8 protein-coding genes and 1 pseudogene are annotated in these 22507 nt (G+C 69.2%); 7 read left to right on the top strand and 2 right to left on the bottom strand.

Going from position 1 to position 22507, the window contains the following annotated elements; translation table 11 throughout:
* Positions 1-40 precede the first annotated feature (40 nt).
* The gene (locus ACWCPI_RS17025) at positions 41-2425 is read left to right on the top strand and encodes a hypothetical protein (protein WP_451038860.1); all 2385 of its coding nucleotides are present in this window, start codon (positions 41-43) and stop codon (positions 2423-2425) included.
* Positions 2426-2774: 349 nt separating this feature from the next.
* Positions 2775-8108, top strand: a complete 5334-nt coding sequence (locus ACWCPI_RS17020) for a sacsin N-terminal ATP-binding-like domain-containing protein (protein ID WP_451038859.1) — start codon at positions 2775-2777, stop codon at positions 8106-8108.
* A gap of 172 nt (positions 8109-8280) precedes the next feature.
* Here ACWCPI_RS17020 and ACWCPI_RS17015 read toward each other — a convergent pair.
* Positions 8281-8613 (bottom strand): annotated as a pseudogene (locus tag ACWCPI_RS17015) (hypothetical protein); the annotation flags it as partial.
* 318 nt (positions 8614-8931) lie between these two features.
* On the opposite strand from ACWCPI_RS17015, the gene ACWCPI_RS17010 reads away from it, so the two are divergent.
* Positions 8932-10935 carry an N-6 DNA methylase gene (locus ACWCPI_RS17010; RefSeq protein ID WP_451038858.1) on the top strand — a complete coding sequence of 668 codons (2004 nt, stop codon included), beginning with the start codon at positions 8932-8934 and terminating at the stop codon, positions 10933-10935.
* Between the two features lie 47 nt (positions 10936-10982).
* Here the strand turns inward: ACWCPI_RS17010 and ACWCPI_RS17005 are convergent, their stop codons facing one another.
* Positions 10983-12527 carry a serine/threonine-protein kinase gene (locus ACWCPI_RS17005; protein WP_290002917.1) on the bottom strand — a complete coding sequence of 515 codons (1545 nt, stop codon included), beginning with the start codon at positions 12525-12527 and terminating at the stop codon, positions 10983-10985.
* A gap of 130 nt (positions 12528-12657) precedes the next feature.
* Between ACWCPI_RS17005 and ACWCPI_RS17000 the strand changes: the two genes are divergently transcribed.
* Genes ACWCPI_RS17000 through ACWCPI_RS16985 form a run of 4 tightly spaced genes read left to right on the top strand, consistent with a single transcriptional unit; the run spans position 12658 to position 22401 of the window.
* Positions 12658-14340: a PD-(D/E)XK nuclease family protein gene (locus ACWCPI_RS17000; RefSeq protein ID WP_451038857.1), complete on the top strand. Its 1683-nt coding sequence runs from the start codon at positions 12658-12660 to the stop codon at positions 14338-14340.
* Positions 14303-15595, top strand: coding sequence for a restriction endonuclease-related protein (locus ACWCPI_RS16995; protein WP_451038856.1), 1293 nt, complete (start codon positions 14303-14305; stop codon positions 15593-15595). Before ACWCPI_RS17000 ends, ACWCPI_RS16995 begins: the two co-directional genes overlap by 38 nt.
* On the top strand, positions 15588-19286 hold the full coding sequence (locus tag ACWCPI_RS16990) for a pPIWI_RE_Z domain-containing protein (RefSeq protein ID WP_451038855.1): 3699 nt from the start codon (positions 15588-15590) through the stop codon (positions 19284-19286). Before ACWCPI_RS16995 ends, ACWCPI_RS16990 begins: the two co-directional genes overlap by 8 nt.
* Before the next feature lie 31 nt (positions 19287-19317).
* Positions 19318-22401: a pPIWI_RE module domain-containing protein gene (locus ACWCPI_RS16985; protein WP_451038854.1), complete on the top strand. Its 3084-nt coding sequence runs from the start codon at positions 19318-19320 to the stop codon at positions 22399-22401.
* Positions 22402-22507: the final 106 nt, after the last annotated feature.

The raw sequence follows: 22507 nt of genomic DNA, 5'->3' as shown, positions 1-22507 counted from the left end.
TCCCCTCTGATGCGCGTTTGATTTTGCGCAGGATCGTTCGATGGCGGCCGAGAAGGTCGTCATCTACAACTTCCCTCCCTCCCACACGTCGGCGCCTCCGCTGCCAGCTGTCAGCAAGTCCTTCGCGTCCTGGGAAGCGGGTGAACTCAGTGTCAAACCATCCGTCGGGGAGGGGCTACCCCCGTACGTCGAGCGGGCCCACGACCTCGAGTTGCGTCAGTGCCTGAGAAAGATCAGGAACGGCTCCTCCTCAGTCGTCGTGATCGAGGGAAACTCCTGTGCCGGGAAAACACGCGCAGCCTACGAAGGCGCCGGTACAGAGCTGCACGACTGGGCGCTCCTCTATCCTCACTCAGCTGACGGCCTCAGGCAGGCGGCAGTAAAGGGGCTGGTCAGACCACGAACCATCATTTGGCTCGACGACGCCTACAGCACTGTCCTTGCCGATCGGGACGGCGAGGAGGCCGCCGCTCTGCTCCTGACGCTCAAAGATGCCGTGAGCCACCTGGCGATCGTCGTCACCATCTGGCCCGGCCACTACGAAAAGCTCACCGGCGCCGCCCCTGCCTCCGAGGGGCAGGACCGCCTTGCTCGGCGCCGGACGCTTCTTCAGGCCAGCCACCGCGTCACTGTCCCCGACACCTTCACCGACCGCGAGCTCGATGACTTCCAACGCCGGGTCACCGACCCGCAGTGGGTGCAGGCGGCAGACAGCGCCCGTGGTACGCAGGAGTTGACCCAGACGCTGGCCGCCGCAGTAGAACTCATGCACCGCTACCGCCGCAGCGACCACCCCGGCAAGGCACTGGTGACCGCAGCAGCTGACCTCCGCCGGCTCGGAGTGCGCGAACCCATTCCAGTGCGCACCCTCACCGCAGCAGCACCCGGCTACCTGACCTCGCACGCGCGCATGAAACTCGTCGGCGACTGGGCAGCAACCGCACTCGCCTGGGCGCGAGAACCCTGCCATGGCGTGTGCCCTGCCCTGCCGCCCGTCCTGCACCCCGACGGCTTCGGACCGGACCCGGACCGATGCGACCTCAATGACTATCTGGAGCAGCACATTGCCGAGGAGCGTGCCTTCACCGCCCCTCCTTCCCCCTTCTGGCAGGCCGCGCTGACGGCGGATCTCGGCGGTCTCTCCTATGCGAAGTTGGGCACCGCAGCCTTCTCCAGCGCCCGGTTCAAGATCGCTCGTGATCTGTACATCAAGGCACTTGAGCGTCACCACACACCTGCGTTCAGTGACCTCTGCGTCCTCTATAGCGAGACGGGAATGATCCACACGCGGCGCGGAATCGACGAGCTCCTTGCGCTGTGCGAACCGATTGAAGACGGCGGCGAAAGCGCCTTTCATCTGGGCACCGACATCGGCTATGTCGCGACGGGGCAGGTGGACGCCGAGTACCGAGAGAGGAGTGCCGAACTCGCGACGGCGCTGCTCGAGCGCGCTGCTGAGGCAGGCCACGAGCTTGCTAGGACCGCCCTCGTCATGATGTACGAGGATCTCGGCCAGCTGGATGAGGCGGCCGCGGTGGCGCGGGTAGCGGATACACCAGAAGCCCAACAGGAGCATCCAGCATCGCTCTTGCATCAGGCGGCGGAGGGCGACGCGGACGCGCTGCACGAACTGAAGAGGCTCGCACACACCGGCGGACCCCGCTGGCATGCCCTCGTGGCAACGGCCTTCGACGTTCCCTCCCGTCTGTGCGCGTGGCCTTCCAAGCTGAGCAAGCAAGGGGAGCGGGACCTGGCCCGGCAACTCCTGGATGCCGGCGTCGCTGCGAAGTCCGCTGCGGCTCTGGGCATGTTGCTCGACTTCCTGGACCGCCCAGAGGATCAGCAGGAGGCAGCGGCCCTCAAACGTTCGGCAGCAGAAACCGATCCACACTTCTTGTTCCAGCTGTTCATGGAACTGTGGCCCGAGCGCCGACGCGAGGCACTCGCACTGCTCAGCAGAGCACGCCGTCAGCGCCGGCACGGGGCCGTGCGGATCGTCGTCCGGCATCTACACAAGATCCCCAGTGCACGCCACACCGCTGAAGACATCGCCCACATTCTGGCCATGAGAGACCGGCAACCCTGGGCACAGTACGAACTGGCCTTGTGGATGTACGAGCGACTCGAAACAACTGAGGAGGGACTGCCCCCGCTGGAGAGCATTCCCGACGAGGTGTTCGCGTTTATGGAAGCTGCAGCGGCTCATCACCAAGGCGCACGCCGCTTGTGGGGACAGCTCCTGAGTCGCATGGGGAGGGAGTACGAAGCCCGCGAGGCCCTGTTCGCCGCTGTCGACAGCGGCGACTACACCATCGTCACCCACGGCGAACTCGGTGAGCACCTGTTCCCGGACCAGCCGACCAAGGCCGAGCAGTTGAAGATGTACGGCCTTACCGCTGAGGGAGAGCCACACGACGTCTGGTAGTCCAACGACCAGGAGCTACGGCCATCCACTGCTCGACCAGTTGCCCGCGATCGAGTCCGCTCATCCATCTCAGAGCCCGACTAAAGGGTGTTGCAGAAGCCTATGATCAGGCAGGTGGGAGCGGTGTTCGGGCCTGCTTCTCGGGATCAGTCCGGAAGGCTCTACCCAATGGGCCCGCGTCGGGATCCGCTTGCCCGTTACCCGGCTTGCAGCGTACGAGCGCTTTGATCAAACGGGCATGCTACGGAGCCACAGGCCGCCGGTGTCAAACGCCCATCAGGGCTCCTCCGCGCTCAGTAGGATCACCGGCAGAGTGGGGCGGGAGGCGCACGGGGTGGGGAGCAGCGGTATGGCAGCGGGGGGCTGGCGACCGTCGGCGGAGCGTGCGCGGCAGCGCCGGTCGGCCGCTGTGCGCAGGCGTGTGCACGAGAAGGCGTTGGTCGAGGTGCGCGGCTGTCTGCGGGACTGGGACGACGGCCGTGATGCGGCCCGCGAGGCCAAGGCCGTGGCCGAAACGATCATCGCGCCCGAGTACGAGGGCCGGGTGCTCATCGAGTTGTTGCAGAACGCGCACGACGCGCACCCGGCCAGAGCCACCGACGGACGCATCGAGATCCGGTTGGACGAGGACGAGGGTGAGCACGGCACCCTTTATGTGGCCAATTGCGGCAAGCCGTTCGGCGGCAAGAACTTCAAGGACCTGTGCAGCATCGCCCTTTCCAGCAAGCGTGCCGACGCCGGGATCGGCCACAAGGGCGTCGGTTTCAAGAGCGTGCTGCACCTGTGCGACGCGCCCGAGGTCTACAGCGTGGCCAGGGAGGGGTCCCGGCTCCTCGACGGGTTCACCTTCCGGTTCGCCCGGCTCGACGACTACGACGCGCTCGCCCGGGAGGTGGCGCCCGAACGCGACGGTTTCGCCGACTACTTGAAGGAAAACCTGCTCACGCTGAAGGTGCCAGTCTTCCTGGAGGAGCCGCCGAAGACCGTCCAAGGCTTCGCGCGCCGGGGCTTTGTCACCGTCATCCGTCTGCCGTTGAAGTCGGCCGACGCGCGCTCGGCCGCCGGGGCGCAGGTGCGGGAACTCATGGACGACAACGCCCCGTTCGAGCTGTTCCTCGACCGGCTGGAGCGTGTCCGGCTGGAGTGGCGGGCCGCGGGGGAGACCCGGCGCAGGACGTATGACCGTCAGGTGGAGGTGATGCACCACGCCCGTGGCCTGAAGGTGCAGCAGATCACCTTGCGTCGGCGGATGCGACTGATCGTCGTCTGTGGGAAGGCCGCCCCGGACCGCGCACGGGAGGCGCTCGCCGCGTCGATCGAGAAGAGCGGGATGCGACGCGACTGGATGGCCTGGGAGAAGAAGGCCGAGGTACGGGTCGCCGTACCGGTTGGCGATCCCTTGCGGGACGGGCGGCTCTACGCCTTCCTGCCGATGGGCGAGCAGATCTCGGCACCCGTCCGCGGCTATGTCCACGCACCGTTCTTCGCGGAGATGAACCGTCGTTCGTTCAACGAGACGGTGCCATGGAACGGCCTGCTGCTCGACACCGTGGCTGAGGTGTGCGCCCGCGCGGTGCTCGCCGCGGCGGATGGGCGGGCATCGATTCCGCGTGGCGCGCTCGTCGACCTGATGTGCTGGCAGCCCAAGGCACTGGCGCGGCTGACGTCTGCCTTCCAACGGCTAGACAATGGCATCGCCCACGTGCCGTTCATCCCGGTGATCGGAACGACACCCGGGGCTCGCACCTCCCTGCACCGTGCCCTTCTGTGGGAAGGGAAGGACGGCTCCACGGTCTTCACCCCGCACGCCGTCGCCGCCACGGGGGTCATGGATCTCCTCGACCCGCATCTGCACCCCACTCGGTTGCGGTGGCTGGCGTCCCTGGCCAGGAGCGTGGGCATGCGCCTCGAACCCCCCACAGAGCGCCTCGCGTTGTGGGCGGAAGGGCTCGCCGAGGCCGCCGTACGTGACACCTTTGATCCCGGATGGTGGGCGGACTTCTACTACGACCTCTCCCAGGCGTTCCCTGACGGCTCGGCCCTGACCGGCAAGCGGATCGTCATTACTTCCAGTTCGACGACGGCACCGGCCGGCGCGGATGGCGTCTTCTTCGACCGCGACACTCCGCAGGGCGGCTCCCTGCCGACACTGCCCGACGGCCTGTCCGACCGCCTGCACTTCGTGCATGAGGGCATCGCCTGGTCCGGCAAGGGCCGCAAGCGCAGAGCCCAGGGCCGCAAGTGGCTCAGGACCGCGAACCTCGTCCACGACTACGGCGCCGACCGGGTGCTCGCGGTCGTCGCAGCCGCACTGAGCGCGGACAGCGAGGACAACGACGTACGCTTGGCCTGCCTCCGCTACGCCTGCGCGGTCTCCCACGCTCTGGAGACGGAGGGCCGCAGGGCTCCCGTCCTGGGGAATCTCCACGTACTGACCCGGGCCGGCTGGATCGACGCGAGCCGTGCCATGTTCGGGACGGGATGGCCCGCCGAGCACTCCTCCGTCGACGACACCCTGACCCGATTCCTGGAGCGCGTCCGGGAACTGTCTCCCGTGCTCACCCAGACGGAAGGACGGCTCCTCGTCCGCCCCGACGAGCTTTGCGGCGACGCGATCCCCGTGGAGGCCATGCGACGCTTCCTCGAAAGGCACCACGTCGCTCATGGCCTCCGTCCCCGGTACGAGACCTTCCGCAGCAGTGTCAGGGGAGACACCCTTAACCGGCCCTCCCGTTTCTGGGCCCCGGAGCGGCCGGATCTGCTGCCGCAGTGGCGGACGAGCGCCGAGCGCTGGCGGAACCGGCGTAGGGTCGGCTACATCAGCGTGGAGTACCACTCACGCTCCCGTGCCGCGGCCATGCTGCCCGGTCAGGACGACTACGCCGCCTTCTGCGAAGAGGACCGCAGACTCTACGCGGAGCTCATCGTGCACGGCCTTGCCTTCGCCTGGGCCGACTCCGCACTGGAGATGCAGTTCGTACGCCACAGCGATCCCGCCGGGACGCCCTGGCCCACTCCGCTGTCCGCCTTCCTCACCCACGCACCGTGGATCCCGCAGACGGCCGCCCCGAGCGCCACCTCGGCGGGGACCGTGTTCGCCACCGCCGGCACGGCCTGGTGGTGGCACGGCACGCAGCCCCCGCCCCAGTTCCTCAGCGTGGTGCCGGCTTCCTTGCGCAGCAGGCGGTCCGCCAAGCTCGTGGCACGGCTCGGCCTGCTCGGCATCCGCTCCTGGGACGATCCCGGCACCGCGCTCGACCGGCTCCGCCACCTGCCGGACCTGCTGCAGGCCAACGTCCACCTCAGGGAAGGAAGACTCGCGCACGAGATCGGACGGGAGTACGAGAAGGCGTGGGCGCAGCTGCTGCCGGCGGAGGGCGGGATGCGCACCGCCGACGGCGGGCAGCCCGCGGCGCCGCGCCGGCTGCTGGTGACCCGCGCTGGTGCCCTCGCCTCGCTGGACCCGGCGGAGACGGATGAGACGGTCTTCGTCCCGGATCTTGACGGGGCCCAGAACCGAGCTCTTCTGGACCGGGTCCCCGTGCCCGTGATCCCGGTACGGGACAGGGCACTGGGCGGCCGGGTCCACGCTTTCCTCCAACGGAGGACTACGTTCGACGTCCAGCGGTGCGGCGAGGCCGCGCACGACATCCAGGCCGACGGATTGCCCGTCCGTGACGCACCGCATGTGCCGTTGACGGAGTACGCGGGATCCTGGCTGCTCACCCTGGTCGCGGCCCTGGTGGAGTTCGACGAGGAAAGAGCGTCCCGTCCGGAGCCCGTGGCCGCGGCCGACGTGGCCGGCCTACTGCATCGCTGCGACGTGACCGTGGCCGGCGAGGCCGTCCTCTGGATCGCCGGCCACCGCCTCACCGAGCACGGAGCGGACCGAGCCCTGCTGCACCCGCACCCAGACCGGCCCCGTGTGGTCGTCGTGCACAGCGAGCCGCGTACCGGCTGGCGAGTGCTCCGCACCGCAGCCCCCGCCGTGGCTGCCCTCATCGGCGCACCCTACCTCGCAGACCTGCTCTGGAAGGCGCTAACCAAACTGGAGGAACGCGGCCTGAAGACCGACCACGTCCCGGAGGAGGATCTCACGGACGTCCTGGACCTGCGGCCGCACCAACTGCACGCCGTCCTCGCCGAGCGGGCGTCACAGCGTTCCGGCAGCGCGCGGCTTGTCCCCCTCCTCGCCTGCCTCGATCTCGACCTCGCGGAGCAACTGCGGCAACACACCGAGGACTTCTCCGACCGCGCCGCCCTCCTCACCTGGCTCACCGACCGGATCGGCGCACCGAACGCGGGACAGCTCGTGCGGTTGCTGGAGGACGACGACCGGGAACGGCAACTGAGCGCCATATCCGTGCCTCTTGCCGACGCCAACCGCGCATGGCGCGCTCTGGGCCTCCCGGAGATCGACAACAGGGACCGGCATGAACGGCATTTCGCGGCATGGCTTCAGCGGAACCGTCCCGCGCTCGCCGAGCGGATCAGGGACGCCTATAGGGACGTCCACCGGTCCGGACGGTCCCTGGCCGGGTACGTGAAGCTGCGCGACCTCTCCCTACTGGCGCCGGACCCGGCCTGGCACACGACGCTGTGGCATCTCTCCGACGAACTCCTCCAAGCCCACGCGGACGCCTGGCTGATGAAACAGCTTCCCGCACCCTCCTCGACGTCACGCCCGCTGAGGCCGCTGGCCGAGGTACGCGAGGCATCCAGCACAGCGGTGCACAAGCAGGTACCGCGGCTGCGGCAACTAATCGAGGAATGGGAGCACCTCCATGCCGCAAGTCGCCCCACGGTGCTGCCCCCGGCCCAGGACATCCTGCGGGAACTGGACGGCGACGGCCTGCTGGACTTCGAAGTCTTGTCCGTGAAGGCGTTGACCGCTTGGCTTAGGGCTCGCGGTCACTGGCCCCAAGACATGCCTCTGTCGGACCGGCGCGCGGACCTCGGACTGGCCGCGACACGTCCCCTGGAGCCCGCGGGGAGCACCGGCGGAGCCACGGGCGGGTGCGGACCCGGTGGGTCCGCACCCGGCCCCCATGTAATGCTGAACGGCAGGCCCGTGTCGGCCCGGCCCGACGACCTGGCGGCGCTCGCCCGCGAGGTGGCCGCAGACCTCACGCCTAAGCAGCGGGCCACCTCGGCTACGTCCGCCACGGCGCTCGCGCCCCGCATTCCGCAGCCACGCACCTCCTCGTCGTCCGGTGCAAGGTCGCACAGCGGTTCGTACCAGGTCCCCGCGAGCGACCAAGACCGGACATTGGCCGTGGGCCTTGCGGGGGAGGCGGCGGTGGCCGCGTGGCTGCAAGAGCAGTTCGGGGTCGAACCACAGGACTCATGGAAGTCCGGCCTGCGAGTCCACGGGCTCGCCGGCGCGCAGCCGGGGGACGACCGGCTCGGCTACGACTTCCTCATCCACGACGGCGACGCGACCTACCTCTACGAGGTCAAGGCATCCACCGGCGACAGCGGCGAGATCATCCTCGGCGAATCCGAGGTTCGACGCGCTTCTCGCCTGAAGCCGGACGAGACGTACTTCATCGTGTACGTCTCTCACGTCCTCGACCGCGACCGCCGCAACATCACCGTCCTGCCCAACCCATTCGGCGCCCCCGACCTCGCTGGCTACGAACTGGTCAGCACCCAGCTGAGGCTCCGATTCAACCTCGGCTGAAACAACAAGTGCGCGCCCGGCTGGCCGTGGGACGACGGAGGTGGCCCGCTCCATCCAGGCGTGCCCGCCTTCGGTCTACTTTGCCGCCGAGTTCCTCGAACACCTCGTAGTGCAGAGCTTTCCTCCTGCGGGACATCGAGGCAGAAACACGCGAGGTCTTCCTCGAGCTTCTCGACGCCGCTCGCTCCGCCACCAGCCTGGCCGGCTCGAGCCGCGGATCCTTGGGGCGCGCGTGTGGCCCGGTGACCTTCGCGAACAAGAACAGCGCCATCAGCCGTCCGGGCCTGCTCTCCAAGTCCGGCCGTCGCTCGCTCCACACACGTTCCACAATGGCCGGGACGGCGAGGGAATGGTCCCGTAGCGTTGCCGCGTCCAGCCCTCGTGGCACTATGCCCCGGTCCTCCCAGTCGATCCTGTAGAACTCCGGGCTGGTCACGTTCGCCCACGTCAGGTCGGCATGGGCCGGCCGCCACTCCTCCACCGTCGTGTCGGTCACCTCGGGAAAGACCTCCTGGTCCCTTGGGGCCGATGGGGGTGCAAGCATGCGAATTCAGTGGAGAGCAGCGCCTGCTCCGAGCTGTCCAGGCGGAAAGTCCACCGAATCCAGACATCTGCCGTTCCGCTGGGGCAGATGCTTCGGTGCGGGCATGGCGTCGGGAACGACAGCGGTGCGTGCGGCTCGCTGCTGGGCTCGACTCTCGTGCACCCTTAGCCTGAGTACATTGACAGAGTCAACGCGTAGGCTTCGGTCGCCAGCTGCGCCATGCCTCGGGTGCATCGTTGCCTGCCATATCCAGCTAGACCATCCCTGAAACGAGAGACCATGGAGCAGCACGATGAACCGGTCACGCTCAGCCTTGCAGGGATCGCGCGGCTTGCCGGAGTCGGTCGTGCCGCCGTGAGTAACTGGAGGCGGCGGCACAGCGACTTCCCCAAGCCGGTCGGCGGCACTGACGCCAGCCCCATGTTCTCCCTGGCGGATGCGGAATCCTGGCTTCTACGACACGGCAAGATCGACGAGTCCTCCAGTGGCTGGGACCGTCTCTGGCCGCGGATCGAGGACCTCGGTGACCGGGGCGGGATGGCTCATCTACTGGCCTCGGCGGGGGAGCGCCTGGCGATCCCGGCGATGAACCCGCCGCGCGGAGCCCCGGAACCCAGCGCTGCCGACCGGAAGCTGGCGGACGAGGTCGTGCGGCTGGCCCTTCGTCAGTCGTCGAAGGAAGCCTTCGCCGTGCTGCTGGATCGTTGGCACGCCGTCCACGTACGTCAGTTGATCGTCACTCCCCGCCAACTGGCCGACACCATGGTGGCTCTGGCGGCCGAACTCCGTGACGACACTGCGCCGGTGCGTCGGGTGCTGGACCCTGCGTGCGGAATGGGTTCGCTTCTGGCTGCGTCCGGTCGGCGATGGTCGGGGCAGGTACCTCCGCCTGCGCTGGCAGGTGTCGACAACGATGCTGCTGTGGCTCGCCTGACCCGAGCCAGACTGGCTCTGGAGTTCCCGGGCTGCGAGCGGCACGTGCAGTCTGGGGACACACTGCTTGATGCCCCCCTGCGGCAGGCCTCTCGCGCAGACGTGGTTCTGAGCTATCCACCGTCCAACGAGCGTTCCTGGGGGCACGACGAACTGGCGACCGATCCTCGCTGGACGTATGGCACGCCACCACGGACCGAGCCTGAGCTGGCGTGGGTGCAGCACTGTCTGTCCGTGCTGGAACCTGGGGGAGTAGCAGTGCTGGTCCTACCACCGGGTGTCGCTTCGCGCCGGGCCGGACGGCGAATTCGGGCGGGGTTGGTACGCACCGGAGCCGTGCGAGCCGTAGTCGCGCTGCCGCCCGGGAGCGCGCCGCCGCATGGGGTGGGATTGCATCTGTGGCTGCTGGCGACGCCCCGTGAACATTCCGCGGATGAGGTGACCTTCGTCGACGCTGCGGACTGCCGGACGACCGCGATCACCGGTCGCGGCATGGCCGTCGACTGGGACGGTCTGCGTGAGCGCACCGTGGCGGCCCTGCGTGGCAGTGACCTACTTGGCGTCACACGGGTGCCGACCGCGGAACTGCTTAGTGACGGGACCGACCTGACGCCCTCTCGCCGTACCGTGACCGAGCGGTCCGTGGGGCCGGTGGAACTGCGCCGCGCCTGGACCGGCTGGGACAGGGCCCTGATGGATATGGACGATGCGGCCAAGGCAGTACGCGAACACGAGGCGAGTGCCGCAGCGCCGGACGACTTCAGCTACATCTTCGTAGGTGATCTGGAGCGTTCCGGTGCTCTCGAGGTGATGCCCGGCAAGGTTCTCGCTGACGATCTGATCCAGCAGGGAGAGCAGGCCGAGGATGCTCTGCCCGTCATCACCCCATGGGCCGTACGGGGTGAGGAGCCATGGGTTGCCGCGGCGCAGGCCACCGAGTTGGAGGCTGAGGGGCAGGGGGTTCTGACGTCCTTCGGCGATGTCGTGGTCGTGACCGCGGCCGGCGGATTCGACGTCTGGGTCGAGACGGCCGGACCGCGACTGCTCGGTGCCCACACCGTCCGGCTGCGGACCGACCCTGCGCTGCTCGACCCGTTCTTCCTCGCCGCGTGTCTGAGCGCGCCAGGCAACGACCAGCGGGCAGGGACGCGTGCCTCCTCTTCCTCTCGCGTCGACGTGCGCCGACTCCGCGTCCTGCGCGCGCCGGCGACGCAGCAGCGGCGGATCGGGGAGGTCCACCGCCGACTCGTCCGGTTCCGGGAGGCGGTGGCCGACCTGGGCAGGCACGGTGATGCGCTCTCAGCCATGTTGTCGGGGCTGCTGGCCCAGGGCAGGCTGACGGAGGAGTGAGGGGCCGGGCCCAGGCAGAGGCAGGGCCCCGGTTTCCGCGGAGTTCCTCAAGCTGGCCCTGGCAGGCGATCCAGCAGCTTGCGGATTGCCTCGGGCAGCGCCGGGGACACTTCACCTTGCCTCGCGTCCAGAACAAGTTCCTTCACTTCGACTCCTACTTCTCGGCAGAATTCCACGGTCTGGCGGGATGGTCCTGGCCCGGGCCAGGACGCGAGTTCCTCGGCCAGCTCCAGCCAAGTGTCGGCCACCGCCTGGACCGGGCTCCCTTCCGCGGTCATCACCTGGACCGCGACGAGCCGTGCCCGTGCTCGCAGTTCACCGGTATCCGTGCCGGCCGATGCGTCCGCGAGCCGCCTGGCGACATCCCGGCAGATGCGGCCCGCGGAGGCAGTCTCTCCGCGCAGCATCTGAGCACGGGCCACGACGAGACGCGCGCTTTGCACTTCGCGGACCGCCCCAGGGAGGCACTGCTCGGCGCGCAGCAGCATGGCGGTCAACTCGTCGACGGCCTTGTCCGGTTCACCGCGTTCGATTTCGATCTCGGCCTCGGCGCACAGATTTCGGAGCGCGGACCGGGTGGGACCGCCGACGGGTCGGCGATGCACCCGAGGGCGGCGCGGACCCGTCGGCGCTGCTTCCGAGAGCGGGGCCGCAGCGGTCCCCGGGGTGCGATGGGGCAGGGTCGGGTCCGGGTCGAGGGCGGGGCGTGGAGAGGAGTCGCCCGGCGAGGGCAGCAGGGGCCGCCAGATCTCAAGTGCCAGTTCCAGAGGCGGCCGATCGGCGGGCGACTTGGCGAGCATACGGTCCGTGATGTCCACGATCTCGGACGGCAGGCCGGGGACGTCGTCGCTGAGCAGCGGCGGCCGCTCCTCGCAGTGCAGGCGGGCCAAGTCGTAGTCGGAGTGGCCGGCCTCGAAGACCAGCCGTCCAGTTACCATCTGGAACGCGATGCAGGCGACACTGTAGAGGTCGGCCTCCGGGCCCGGGTTCCGTTCGCCGCGGTGGATCTCCGGAGCCATGTAGCCGATCGTGCCGGGCGTCCGTCCGTTGGTGTACCGGGTGGCCGCCGGATCTTTCGGCAGGGCGATGCCGAAGTCGGTGAGGTATACGACGCCGTCGCGTCGGGCCAGCAGGATGTTGGCTGGCTTGACGTCCCGGTGTACCACGCCCGCGCCGTGCACCCGACCGAGCACTTCCAGCAGCGGGACGATCACACACGCCGCAGCCGACAGGGTGGGTCGGTTCCGGGTGAGAAAAGCATGCAGGTCATCGCCGTCGACGTACTCTGTGACGAGGTACGGGCGCGGCGGGGAGAGATCGGCATGGACGAAGGCTGGCACGCCCCGGCCACCGAAGCGTTGGTGCATTTCGCACTCGCGGTCGAAACGCCGTAGCTCTTGTGGGGTGGGAGTCCGGTACCCGCGCAGGGTGGCCTCCGGATCTCGAGGCCACAGGAACTTCACCGCGACCGCCCGCTCGGCATGCCTGTCGTCGGTCGCCCGATAGACGACCCCCATGCCACCCCATGCGCCTTCGCCGGCGCGGCTGAATCTGCCCGCGAGCTTCTTCCCCGCCGGCCATGGCTCCACCACACACACTCCCTGCCTCTCCTGGCGAACCGTCAGACAGCAAGCTACAGGAGATTCTTGTGTGCCTTGACTTTGTTCACAGAGCTCTGTCACGGTGATGCCCTCACCGTCGAGACTGCAAGGAGTCGGCACCGTGCAGCCCTGGGACAACCCTCCCGGTACGGTCGGCGTCGGGCGCCTGGCCCGCATCCCGGTCCGTCATCTGCGCGACGAGGAGCCCGGTTGTCCGATGAACCGTGCTCTCAGTGTCCGCCGCGACGTGTTCGCTGCGGAACGGGTTTCGTCCAAGACTCCACGCGAGGAGTTCCCGTTCGCGCTCGTGCAGGAACTGCTCGATCAACTGGAGTCCGGCGCGGCGCAGAGCATCGAAGAGGCCATGGAGCGGTGTCGCCGGACGCGCTCCCGGTGCCTGCCGCAGCACGTGACCTGGTCGGCGGCGGCCGCGGAGCGTTACCTCGACTCCCGCCGCAGGGACCAGGAAAGCCGCGACAGCGCCGACGTTCCGCGCACGTTCCGCGCCCCGGACGCATGGATCGCGTTTCGCACGCTTGAGGAGCCCGACGAGCGCGGCATCACCGACTACGAGCGCACTGTCTGGGGGAGGCAGTACGTCTCGGACGACGCGACGCTGCGCGAACTCGTGATTCCCACCAAAGGAGATGCCAAAGAGCGACTCCCGCTGCCCGAACTCGCCGCTGTCGCCTCTGTCCTGTATTACGGGACTCCGGCTCGCATCCCATCCTTCGAGCATCACTCCCCAGCTCTCAGGCACCCGGCGCCGCCGCCGCGCCCAGAACGCGTCCGGGTTTACTCCGCCGGCCTTACCGAAGGCCGGGTCCGTCTTCTGCGCACAACGGAGACCGACGCCTTCGCGGACTGGACCGCTGAAGAGATCATGGACTTGCACGAGCAGCACGTCGTGCCCCGGCTCGGCCGTGTCCTCGACGGCCGCGATCGCGTCGCCGGTGCCCACTGCGCAGGTTGCAAGGTGTTACCCGAGTGCCCCGTCGTACCGCGGGCGCCCGATCTCCTCGTGCTCCCACCTCCCACGCGGCCTCGCAAGCGGCGCACGGTATCGGTCAGCGACCTGAGAGCACACCGCGACTGTCCCGCCCGCTACCACCTGACCCGCGTACTCAAGCTGCCGGCCTCCGTTCAGGAGAACGAGGCCGTGCGCAGAGGCCGGGCCGTCGACGGCTGGCTCAACGCCCGTCACACCTCGGCGGACGCCTCGCCGTGCCGCGAGGTGCCCCTACCCGCACACCTGCCCGGCCTCACGGACGATGAGCTGGCCCCCGCCCTCGGTATGCTCCGGGCCCACCAGGCCAGGTGCCCGCTCGACAATCCGGCGGCGACGCGGTTCCGCCCGCAGCATCGAGTGATGGCCCACGACCCGCAGTCCGACGTCGTGGTCATCGCCTCGTGCGATCTGGTCTACGAGGAACGCGGCGGCGTCGTCGTCCGCGAGACCAAGACCAGCGCGTTTCCACCAGGCGGCCGGTCCGTTCTGCTGGAGAAGCATCCGCAGCTCGCCCTCTCGTTACTGCTTCTGGCGGGCGGCGTGCTCGGCGGCGATTCGCGACGATCCCGCGTGGAACTGGAGATCCTGCGCCCGGACGGGGTGTCCCTTGAAGAGTTCGATCCGGGCGATGAGGCCACGGTCGAGCACGCCCGTACCGTCCTTGCCTCGTACACCGTGCCTTGGTCCGCCGAGACCCGCTACGACGCGGTGCCCCGGCCCGGTTACGACTGCACAGGCTGCGAGGCGCTGTCCTGGTGTGCCACTGGTAAAGAGCGCGTGGCTGCCGCAGGTTGAGGGAATTTCCGTTGTTTCCGTCATGTCGCTCGTCGCACCACCTGGAGTGGAAACCGTGCCTGCGAGTCCCCTTGCCACCTTCGATTCGTCCGCCGAAACGCTCGATGTCTGGGCTGCCCATGACGGCGTGCCGCTGCTGGCCACCGTGGCCCGGGCCCTGTGTGTCCTGGACCACACCACTGGGTTGGACGCCTTCTGTCTTCCGTACCCTCCCGTCGTCCAACTCGCCCTGGACCGGGCGGTTGTCGCCTGGCTGCGCGGCGGACTCCGGCCACCCGCCTCACTCGCCGAACTCGTCCAGCGGTGTGCTGACATCCCGTTGGAGGACTGGCCGCTGTCACTGCCGTCGGACGCCGTCGGCCCCGACGACGTTCTGCTAGACCCGTACTCGCATCGCCCCACCCAGTTGTGCCATGAGTGGAGCGAATGGGAACATTCGGCGCCCGACCCAGCTGTGCGGCATCGCGACCAGCAGGTGATGCGGACCGCTCTGGACCGCTGCCGCAGCCACGGAGAGGAGGACGCATACACCGAGTTCCGCAGCCTGTTGGTGCGGCGGCCGGTGCTTACGGCCCAGGAGCTCTTCGCCTTGCACGGCGACTTCACGCTAGAGCCGGTCTGGGAGCTCATCGACCTGATCTACCTGGAGGTCCCTCTTTCCTGGAGCCGGGATGGTTGCTACGCGGTGTGCGGTCGCTGCGGAACACTGCTGACGCCGCTTGCAGGCAGAGAGTGGTGGTGCGAGCGGGATCGCTGCCGACGGCAGGGAGACCCGCCGGTCGGCCGTCTGATCGAGGCGGCTCACGCCGGCACTTTGTACCAGCTGGAGCGCCCGCTGCGCCGACACGTCACCGGGCCGGGACTGGCTGAGGTGGAATTGGAGGACCGGCTCACCGGTCTGGGCCTCGACGTCACCATGTGGCCGGGTTTCGACACCTACGACCTGCTGGTGGTCTTCCCCGACGGCCACCGCTGGGCCGTCGACGTCAAAGACTGGGCGCACCCGGCCTTCCTCGGTCGAGCCGCCCGCCCCGTGCGGCCCGAGCCTCCGTACGACGAGGCGTTCTGGGTGGTGCCTGTCTACCGGGTACGCGAGCGCCCCGGCTATCAGCAGGCGTTTCAGCGAGCTCGGCCCCCAGCGGCTGCTGCCGTACGCCTGCTCACCGACGACGAATTGATCCGGGCTGCCCGGCAGCGGCTGGCCGAGTCGCGCCGTGGCACCCGCGCCGAGAGCCAGGAGGGCACAGATGCGTGATGAGAAAGCCTGGTGCGAGGCTGTAGCGGGGGAGTTGAGGGACGAATGGCCCGAGGCCGGAGCCCCGGACGGGTTTGGCCCCGTCGAGTTGTGCCGCGTCGAGCTGGGGCTGCGGCTGCTCGAACGGCTTGCCCCAACGGCGGATGCCGTGGATGCCTATGCGCTGTTCGGCGGTTACCCGTTCGCGCAACACGCCGGGCTGGCGCAACATCCGTGGCAGCGCACGGCCCTCGCCGCCGCCCGGCACCTCCTGTGGCCGCTGCGGCGGCGCGCCTGGCGGCAGGGGCTGGACGCCTACCGGTCGGTCGCCAACAGGCTGCGGGCTTACGAGCTGCCGCCAGTCGGAACCACCGGCGGTCCCCGACCCGTGGTACCGATGGTGGCCGGGCGACGGATGGACATCTACGACCAGGCCCTTAGCCGGCTGCCGGACCTGGTCACCCGTGCCCTCAAACCGGCCCCGGCAGGGACGAGTTCCTTCCAGGAACGCCGCCGCAACGCCTCGGTTACCATTCCCGAGGAACTCGTCCGCGCCAACCCACCCGGCCACGACCTTGCCGCAGGACGGCCCGGGGGCGGCGAGCCCCTCAGCGTGTGCCGCGCCGAACTGCGAGCAACGGCCCGGTGGATGGACGAGGCCGAGCGCGAGGCGGAGGTCCCGCATCCCGGTCACTGGGAACAGCGGCTGGAGGGGGTCAGGTTCGCGCCCCGCAATGCCGCGGGAACGGACTACACCGAGGCCGACGAGGTCGAACTGGCCGGCATGGTACACCTAGCCGGCATGGTCGGCGCCGGCAAGAGCACGTTCATGATTCTGGTGGCCGTGTGGGCCGCCCGGCGCGAGATCCCGCTGCGCACCACGCTCGTCGTCGGAGACGTCGCCGAACAGCTACGGCTGTGCAGTCTCTTCGAGGCACTCGACATCGCCGTCGCGCCGGTGCTCGGCACCACGACACGCGAGCAACACGTCCAGCGGCTGCACCGGCGGCTCTCCGCCCGAGGATTCGATAACCTCCTCGACCACGACGACCCCGGCTTCGACCTGCTGAGCACCGCCTGCGCAGTGAGCGGTCTGCGCGGCGTCGACGGCGATCCACTACAATACCGCGACGCACCATGCACCCGGCTGCATCCCGAGCCACAGCGCGGCCCAGCGGAACCGGAATCGGTCGTCCTGGAGCAGTGGACTCCCGACCGGAGGAACACCGCACCCCGCCAGGCCCACGCCCCTGACCGCCTGCCCGGTCGCCCGCACGGTTGCCCTCTGTGGGCCGAATGCCCGCGCCACGCGGCTGCCCGCACGCAGGTCGACGCTCTGATCTGGGTGGCCAACCCGGCCAGCCTGGTACAGAGCCAGGTGCCCGCGCAACTCAACGACGAGCGGCTGCGCCAGCTGGAACTGGCCTGTCTGCGCAGCGACCTGATTTTCGTGGACGAGGCAGACAGCGTCCAGATGGCACTGGACCGCCTCTTCACCCCCTCCGGCACGCTGGTTCGCCCCGACACCGACTCCTGGCTCGACCAGCTGAACCGTTACAAGATCGAGGAGCTGAGCAGGCGCGCCCGCCTGCCGCTGACCGACGGCCAGGTCGCCCAGTGGAACCGGGCACTGGGAACCGTCACCCTTGCCGTCGATCCGCTCTGCGCTCTGCTGATCAAGGACGAGTACCTCCGGGAGTGGGCTGATCCCGCCTACTTCAGCCCGTGGACCCTCCAGCAGAGCCTGCTCGACGATCTGTTCCGCGATGTGACCCGGCGCCACCGCGAAGGCGAGCAGTACCAGGTGGAACGGGAGGCGTCCGCGGCGGCCGACATGGGCGAGGACAGCGCTGAACTCTACGAGGGCTATGACGACGTGGCGGACGAGCAGGGCCCCTCCCCGCACCTCGCGCTCTCCCCGGCCCGCCGCTTGCTCGAGGCTGCCTGGGATGCCTTCCGCGACGATCCGTTCGGAGAAGGCGACGCCCTCGACCCGCTCACCGGCGTCCTCACCGACACGGCCGACGCCCTCCTGCACCACATGGCAGCGGGCCGCACGAGGGATCGGGTGCGTGAGCTGGCCGGTCAGCTCGTCGACCGGGTGACGGAGGAAGTACGGGCCGAACAGCCTGCATTCACCACGCCCCCGCCCGAGCCGACGACGGACTGGTGGGACGTCCTATGCCTGCGGCTCTCCTTTCTCCTGCTGCTCAGCACCCTCCACCACAGGCTGGAGCGACTCACCTTCCTATGGCCGCACGTGGAGGCCGCCCTGCGACTGGACTCCCAGGGCAGGGAGCTGGCCCGGCGCGTCCCGCTGGACTACGCCCCGCTGGTGCCCGAGGCGCCCATGGGCAACATCCTCGGCTACCAGTATCTCCCGGACGGCGAGGAACGCGACGACGCCGGCCGCCGGGGCGGCACCCTGCGCTTCTTCCGGTGTGCCGGAGTCGGGCGCGAGCTGCTGCTGAACCTGAACAGCCTCGGCGCCGATCCGGCCACTGGTCGTGGCGGCCCGCACGTCGTGTTGATGTCCGGTACCAGTTGGGCCGGCGAGTCCAGCCGCGCCCACGTCCGCGTCCCGGTGAGCCTCGTCCTCAAGCCCACCGACGTGTCCCTGGCTGCCGTGGCCCGAACCTCGTTCGCCACCCGTTTCCTCTACGACCGGGACGAGCGCCCGATGAGCCTCTCCGGCACACCGCCGCGCGACCGGCTCGCCCAGGCGGTCGCGATGGCCCGGCGGCTCGGCGAACCGGGCCCGGGCGGCTCTTCGGTGCTGGGTCAGGAGATCAGCCGTATCCCTGAGACGACGCGGCGGAGAGCGCTGATCCTTGTGGGCAGTTACCGGGAAGCCGCTGCGGTGGCCGAGGCACTGCACCGGTTCGACGCCTGGCGCGGCAAGGTGAGCGCGCTGATCCCGGATGACGAGGCCCGCGGCAGCGGCGTACCAGCCGGTACCGCCCCGGGGCAGCAGGACGAGACTCCGGCGACACTACGGCGTGGCGACGTCGCCCGCTTCGCCGACGATGACACCGCAGAAGTCTTGGTCGCTCCGCTGCTGGCCGTCGAGCGTGGCCACAACATCCTCAACGAGGAGGGCAAAGCGGCCTTCGGCACGGCTTTGTTCCTGGTCCGCCCTCACCCCCGCCCCGACGACCTCGACCTGTCCGTCTTCGCGGTCAACGATTGGCTGAGCGGCATGCTCCGCGACCAGCCGCGCCGCGACACCCTCGACGGCCCGCACACGCTCACCGAACTCATGGAGAAAGCGGGATCGCTGGACGAAGCGGCCGGAGTCCTGCGCCAACAGGGCCGCCGCGAATGGCGTCGGCTGCTCAACCGCAGGTACGCCTACAGTTCACTGCCCGCCTGGGAGAAGCGCGCCTTCGCCTGGGACCAACTCGTCACGCTCTGGCAGGTCATCGGCCGTCTGGTGCGCGGCGGAGTGCCGGCCCGGGTGGTGTTCGTCGATGCCGCCTTCTCGCCTCGCCTGGCGAGACAGCTCGCACCCGGCAGCACTGGCCAACCGTCCTCCGGGACTGATGTGCCGGGCACCGACGGCCTGCTCCACGCCCTCGCCGGCATCCTCGACCTCTACCTGACGGACGGGCCCGACATCGCCCCGCCCCACCCCGACCCGTCTGCTCGCTCTCTGGTCCGTCTCCTGTACCAGCCGTTCTACAACGCCCTCCGCACAATGACCCATCGCTGACTTCCCGACTCTGCTCGCGAGGAGCCGTCCCATGCCACCCGTCTATCGCTCCGCCCGCACCACGGCCTGGCGCCCGGCCGACGCCTTGGCCTCTCACACCGTGCCCTACCGCGTCCTGCCCTTCCCCGAGCAGTGGCGGGACGCCGTCCTGACTCTCTGCAACGCGCCCCGGGTGGCAGCGGTCAAGGAGCCGTGGAAGACAGCACCGACCTGGCGCCTGGAACAGGTCCTGCAGGCTTTCGCGCCCGACGTCCTCGCGCTGCCACGCCCCTTCTACGACCGTGACCCGGGCGCGCCAGCCCACTGGCTGTGTGCGCCCGCCGACCTCCCCGACCCGCTCCCCGGCCCTGTCCTGGACACCGTGCTCAAGCACTGGCTGCGTGACTTGCGGCCCGAGCCCGAGTACCGCGGCCTGCTGAAGGAGACCATCGCAGAACTGGCCGCCCATCCGCCGCGCTGGAAGACCGTCCACCATGAACTCCTGCCGCGTGACGTCCCGACCGATGGCGGCACCGCACGTCCGTCACCGCACCAGTACAGCCTCAGCCCCGACTGGCTGGCCCGGCGGATCCTCGCGCTAGGCCCGTACCCGTACGACGGTGGGCAGCTCATCTTCCGGGCCATGCCACGTGGACCACGTGACCAGGGTGCCCAACTCGTCTCCGAACCGATCCGGTTCCCCGGGCCGGACGAGAAGCAGGACTCCTGGTGGTCGGTGACGCTGTCGATCACGCTCCAGACCGTGCCGTTCGACCCGCTGCCGCGCTTCAACCTCCGCTGGTCGGTTCGCCGCTGGGCCACTCGTACCAACGCCAAAACGGGTCGGTTGCGCCTCCCGTGGGGTGCGAGCACCACCGTCCTGCTCCGTCCGCGCAGGCCGTTCCTGCCGGGCACGCCCCGCAGCGAGCGGTTCGCCGTCGCCGCTCTGGAGCGCTACTGGGACAAGGACATGGGTGAGAAGGGTGACTTCGCCGACCGGTGGCGCGCGGGCGGCCCCGCAGCGATGCTCGCCGGACTGCCCCTGGGCGAGCCCTTCCCGGACGCCGACGCGATCCTGACCGACCCCGCGTCCTGGCTGCGCGACGATGCCCGAGCCGGCATTCTGTACCGCACCGCTATGGGGCGGCACGACGTAGGCCCCGGCTTCATGGCACACCAGCTCTCACAGCTCACAGCCTGGGCGGAAGGCGCCCTCACGTCCGAACTGCGCCGCGCCCCGGACCTCGCGCTGATCGATCGGGGCACGCCCGCGAACATCCCCAAGGGCGACCAGGAGACAGTCGAAGCGGAACGGTGCGCTCAGCGCCGGCTGGCGACGGCCTACGCGCTGGACGCTCTCGACGGCGTAGCGCGCCAGGGCGGCGCTCCCGTGCTTGAGGCACGGCTGCTGTGGCAGTCGCCGCGGCTGCGCGACGCCGCTTTGGCCTCCCTCGGCGAGCTTCTGGGCCTCAAGGGCGACGGCGGGTCCTTCACCGCACAGCAGTACGACGACGCCACGGCCGGCGCGCCGGTCGTGCACGAGTGGTCCGCTCCGGAGCTGACCGTGCGGGTCCGCTGCATGCGCCCGCTCGTCGCGCTCAGTGACCGTACTGCCGACAGCCTCCTTGCCCCGCTCGACCTGCCCACCGGCACCCATATCAAGGACGTCCAGGTGACCGCCGCGACAGTGGCCCGCCGCGACAGCGCCGCACAGTGGCTGGCTGCGGAACGCACTACCGAAGCGCCGGCCCTCGCCCTGGTAGAGATCGGCCGCGCCGCGTCATATCCAAGCAGACTGCACGACCCGAAGTTCGCCATGCGACTCGGCTGTGCCAAGGCAGGCTTCGTCACACAGTTCACCACGGTGCCCGAAGCAGGCGACGAGAACGGCAAGGGCGCGGAAACAGCGTCCAGCCTGCGGCACCGCACGCTAAGTGCCTGGAACGACGGCCTGCGGCAGCTCGGCGCGCGCACCCTCCCCCGGCTCGCCGAGGACGACGGACTGCCCGACGGACTGCGGCATGCCGCACTGTGGATGGTCCGTAAGAACCGTACGACCCGGAATCGCTGGGCCGCGTACCTCCCGGTCGGCGTCATGATCACCCCCGATCCGGCCGGCACCGACGCGGCCCGTGTCGAAGGCTGGGACCCCGAGGCGCGCTCCGGCGCAGGCGCCTGGGTCCCCTACCCCGAACTCCTGCTGAGGCTGACCACAAAAGCTGAGGTCAAGCCCGTTCTGCCCAGCCAGCGCGGCTCACAGGACGACGAGGCCGACACCTCGGAGGTGCAGACGGAAAGTGGGACCGAGCGCCCGAAACGCTACCAAGAACGTGAACGGCAGCGCCGTGAGGCCGCCGAGTGGCTTCAGGGTCTGCGTGCCTCCCTACGCACCGCACCAACCGTCCTGTTCGCCGAGGCCCACAACGCCCGCTCGCACTGGACCTGGCTCCAGGACGGCCGGATCGAACGGGATCGCCTGCAGGACGGCCTCGCTCCCGCTCGTCGCCTCGACCCCGACCTGCGGATGGTCCGGGTCCGCGCAGGCGCCCGGAACGAAACTCCGCAGTGGTGGGGGAGAGCCCCGGAGGGCAAGGCGAACGGCATCCAGCAGGGCTTGTGGGTGCCAGAGGATGCCGCTGAAGACGCCCGCGTGTTCTTCAGTACGACGGCCAAGCCCGTGCAGTTCAAGCACGCGGCGGTGACCGCCGACAAGCTCTCGCCCCGGCCGATCGCTCAGGGCAAGCGCAAGGGTGAACCCACCATCGACACCGGCCAGGCGGCCTGGATGCCGGGGCTGCTGGAGATCGCCGTCGTCGGTTGCCATCGGGACGACGGCGACGACCCTAGGTCCCTCGCGCTTCTCACCCATATTCTGCGCCAGCCCTCGGACTATGACCAGGCCCTTGCCCTGCCCCTGCCACTTCACCTGGCCGGCCTGGCACAGGAGTACGTACTGCCGACACCGAAGGACGACGAGGCGGAAACGGGAGACGCAGGGGCCGCGGTCCAATCCGACGCTTCAGACGATTTGGATGACGCGCAGGACGCATCGCCGGTGGAACAGCCTGTGCCGAACTTGGAGTTGGAGGCACTCGACGTCGACACTGAAGGGCAGCTGCAACTGTTCGAAATGTAGGTCTGGCCGTATTCGGTGGTGACGGTGGGTAGCCATCACCGATCATGACCGTTCAGTCGCTGTGCCATACGGCCGGTGGCCGCCGCGCCCAGGGCCGCGGCCACGC

The sequence above is a fragment of the Streptomyces sp. NPDC001920 genome (genome assembly GCF_053594495.1).
Note: the sequence above shows the minus strand (reverse complement) of the source record. Positions and strands in the feature narration are given on the sequence as shown.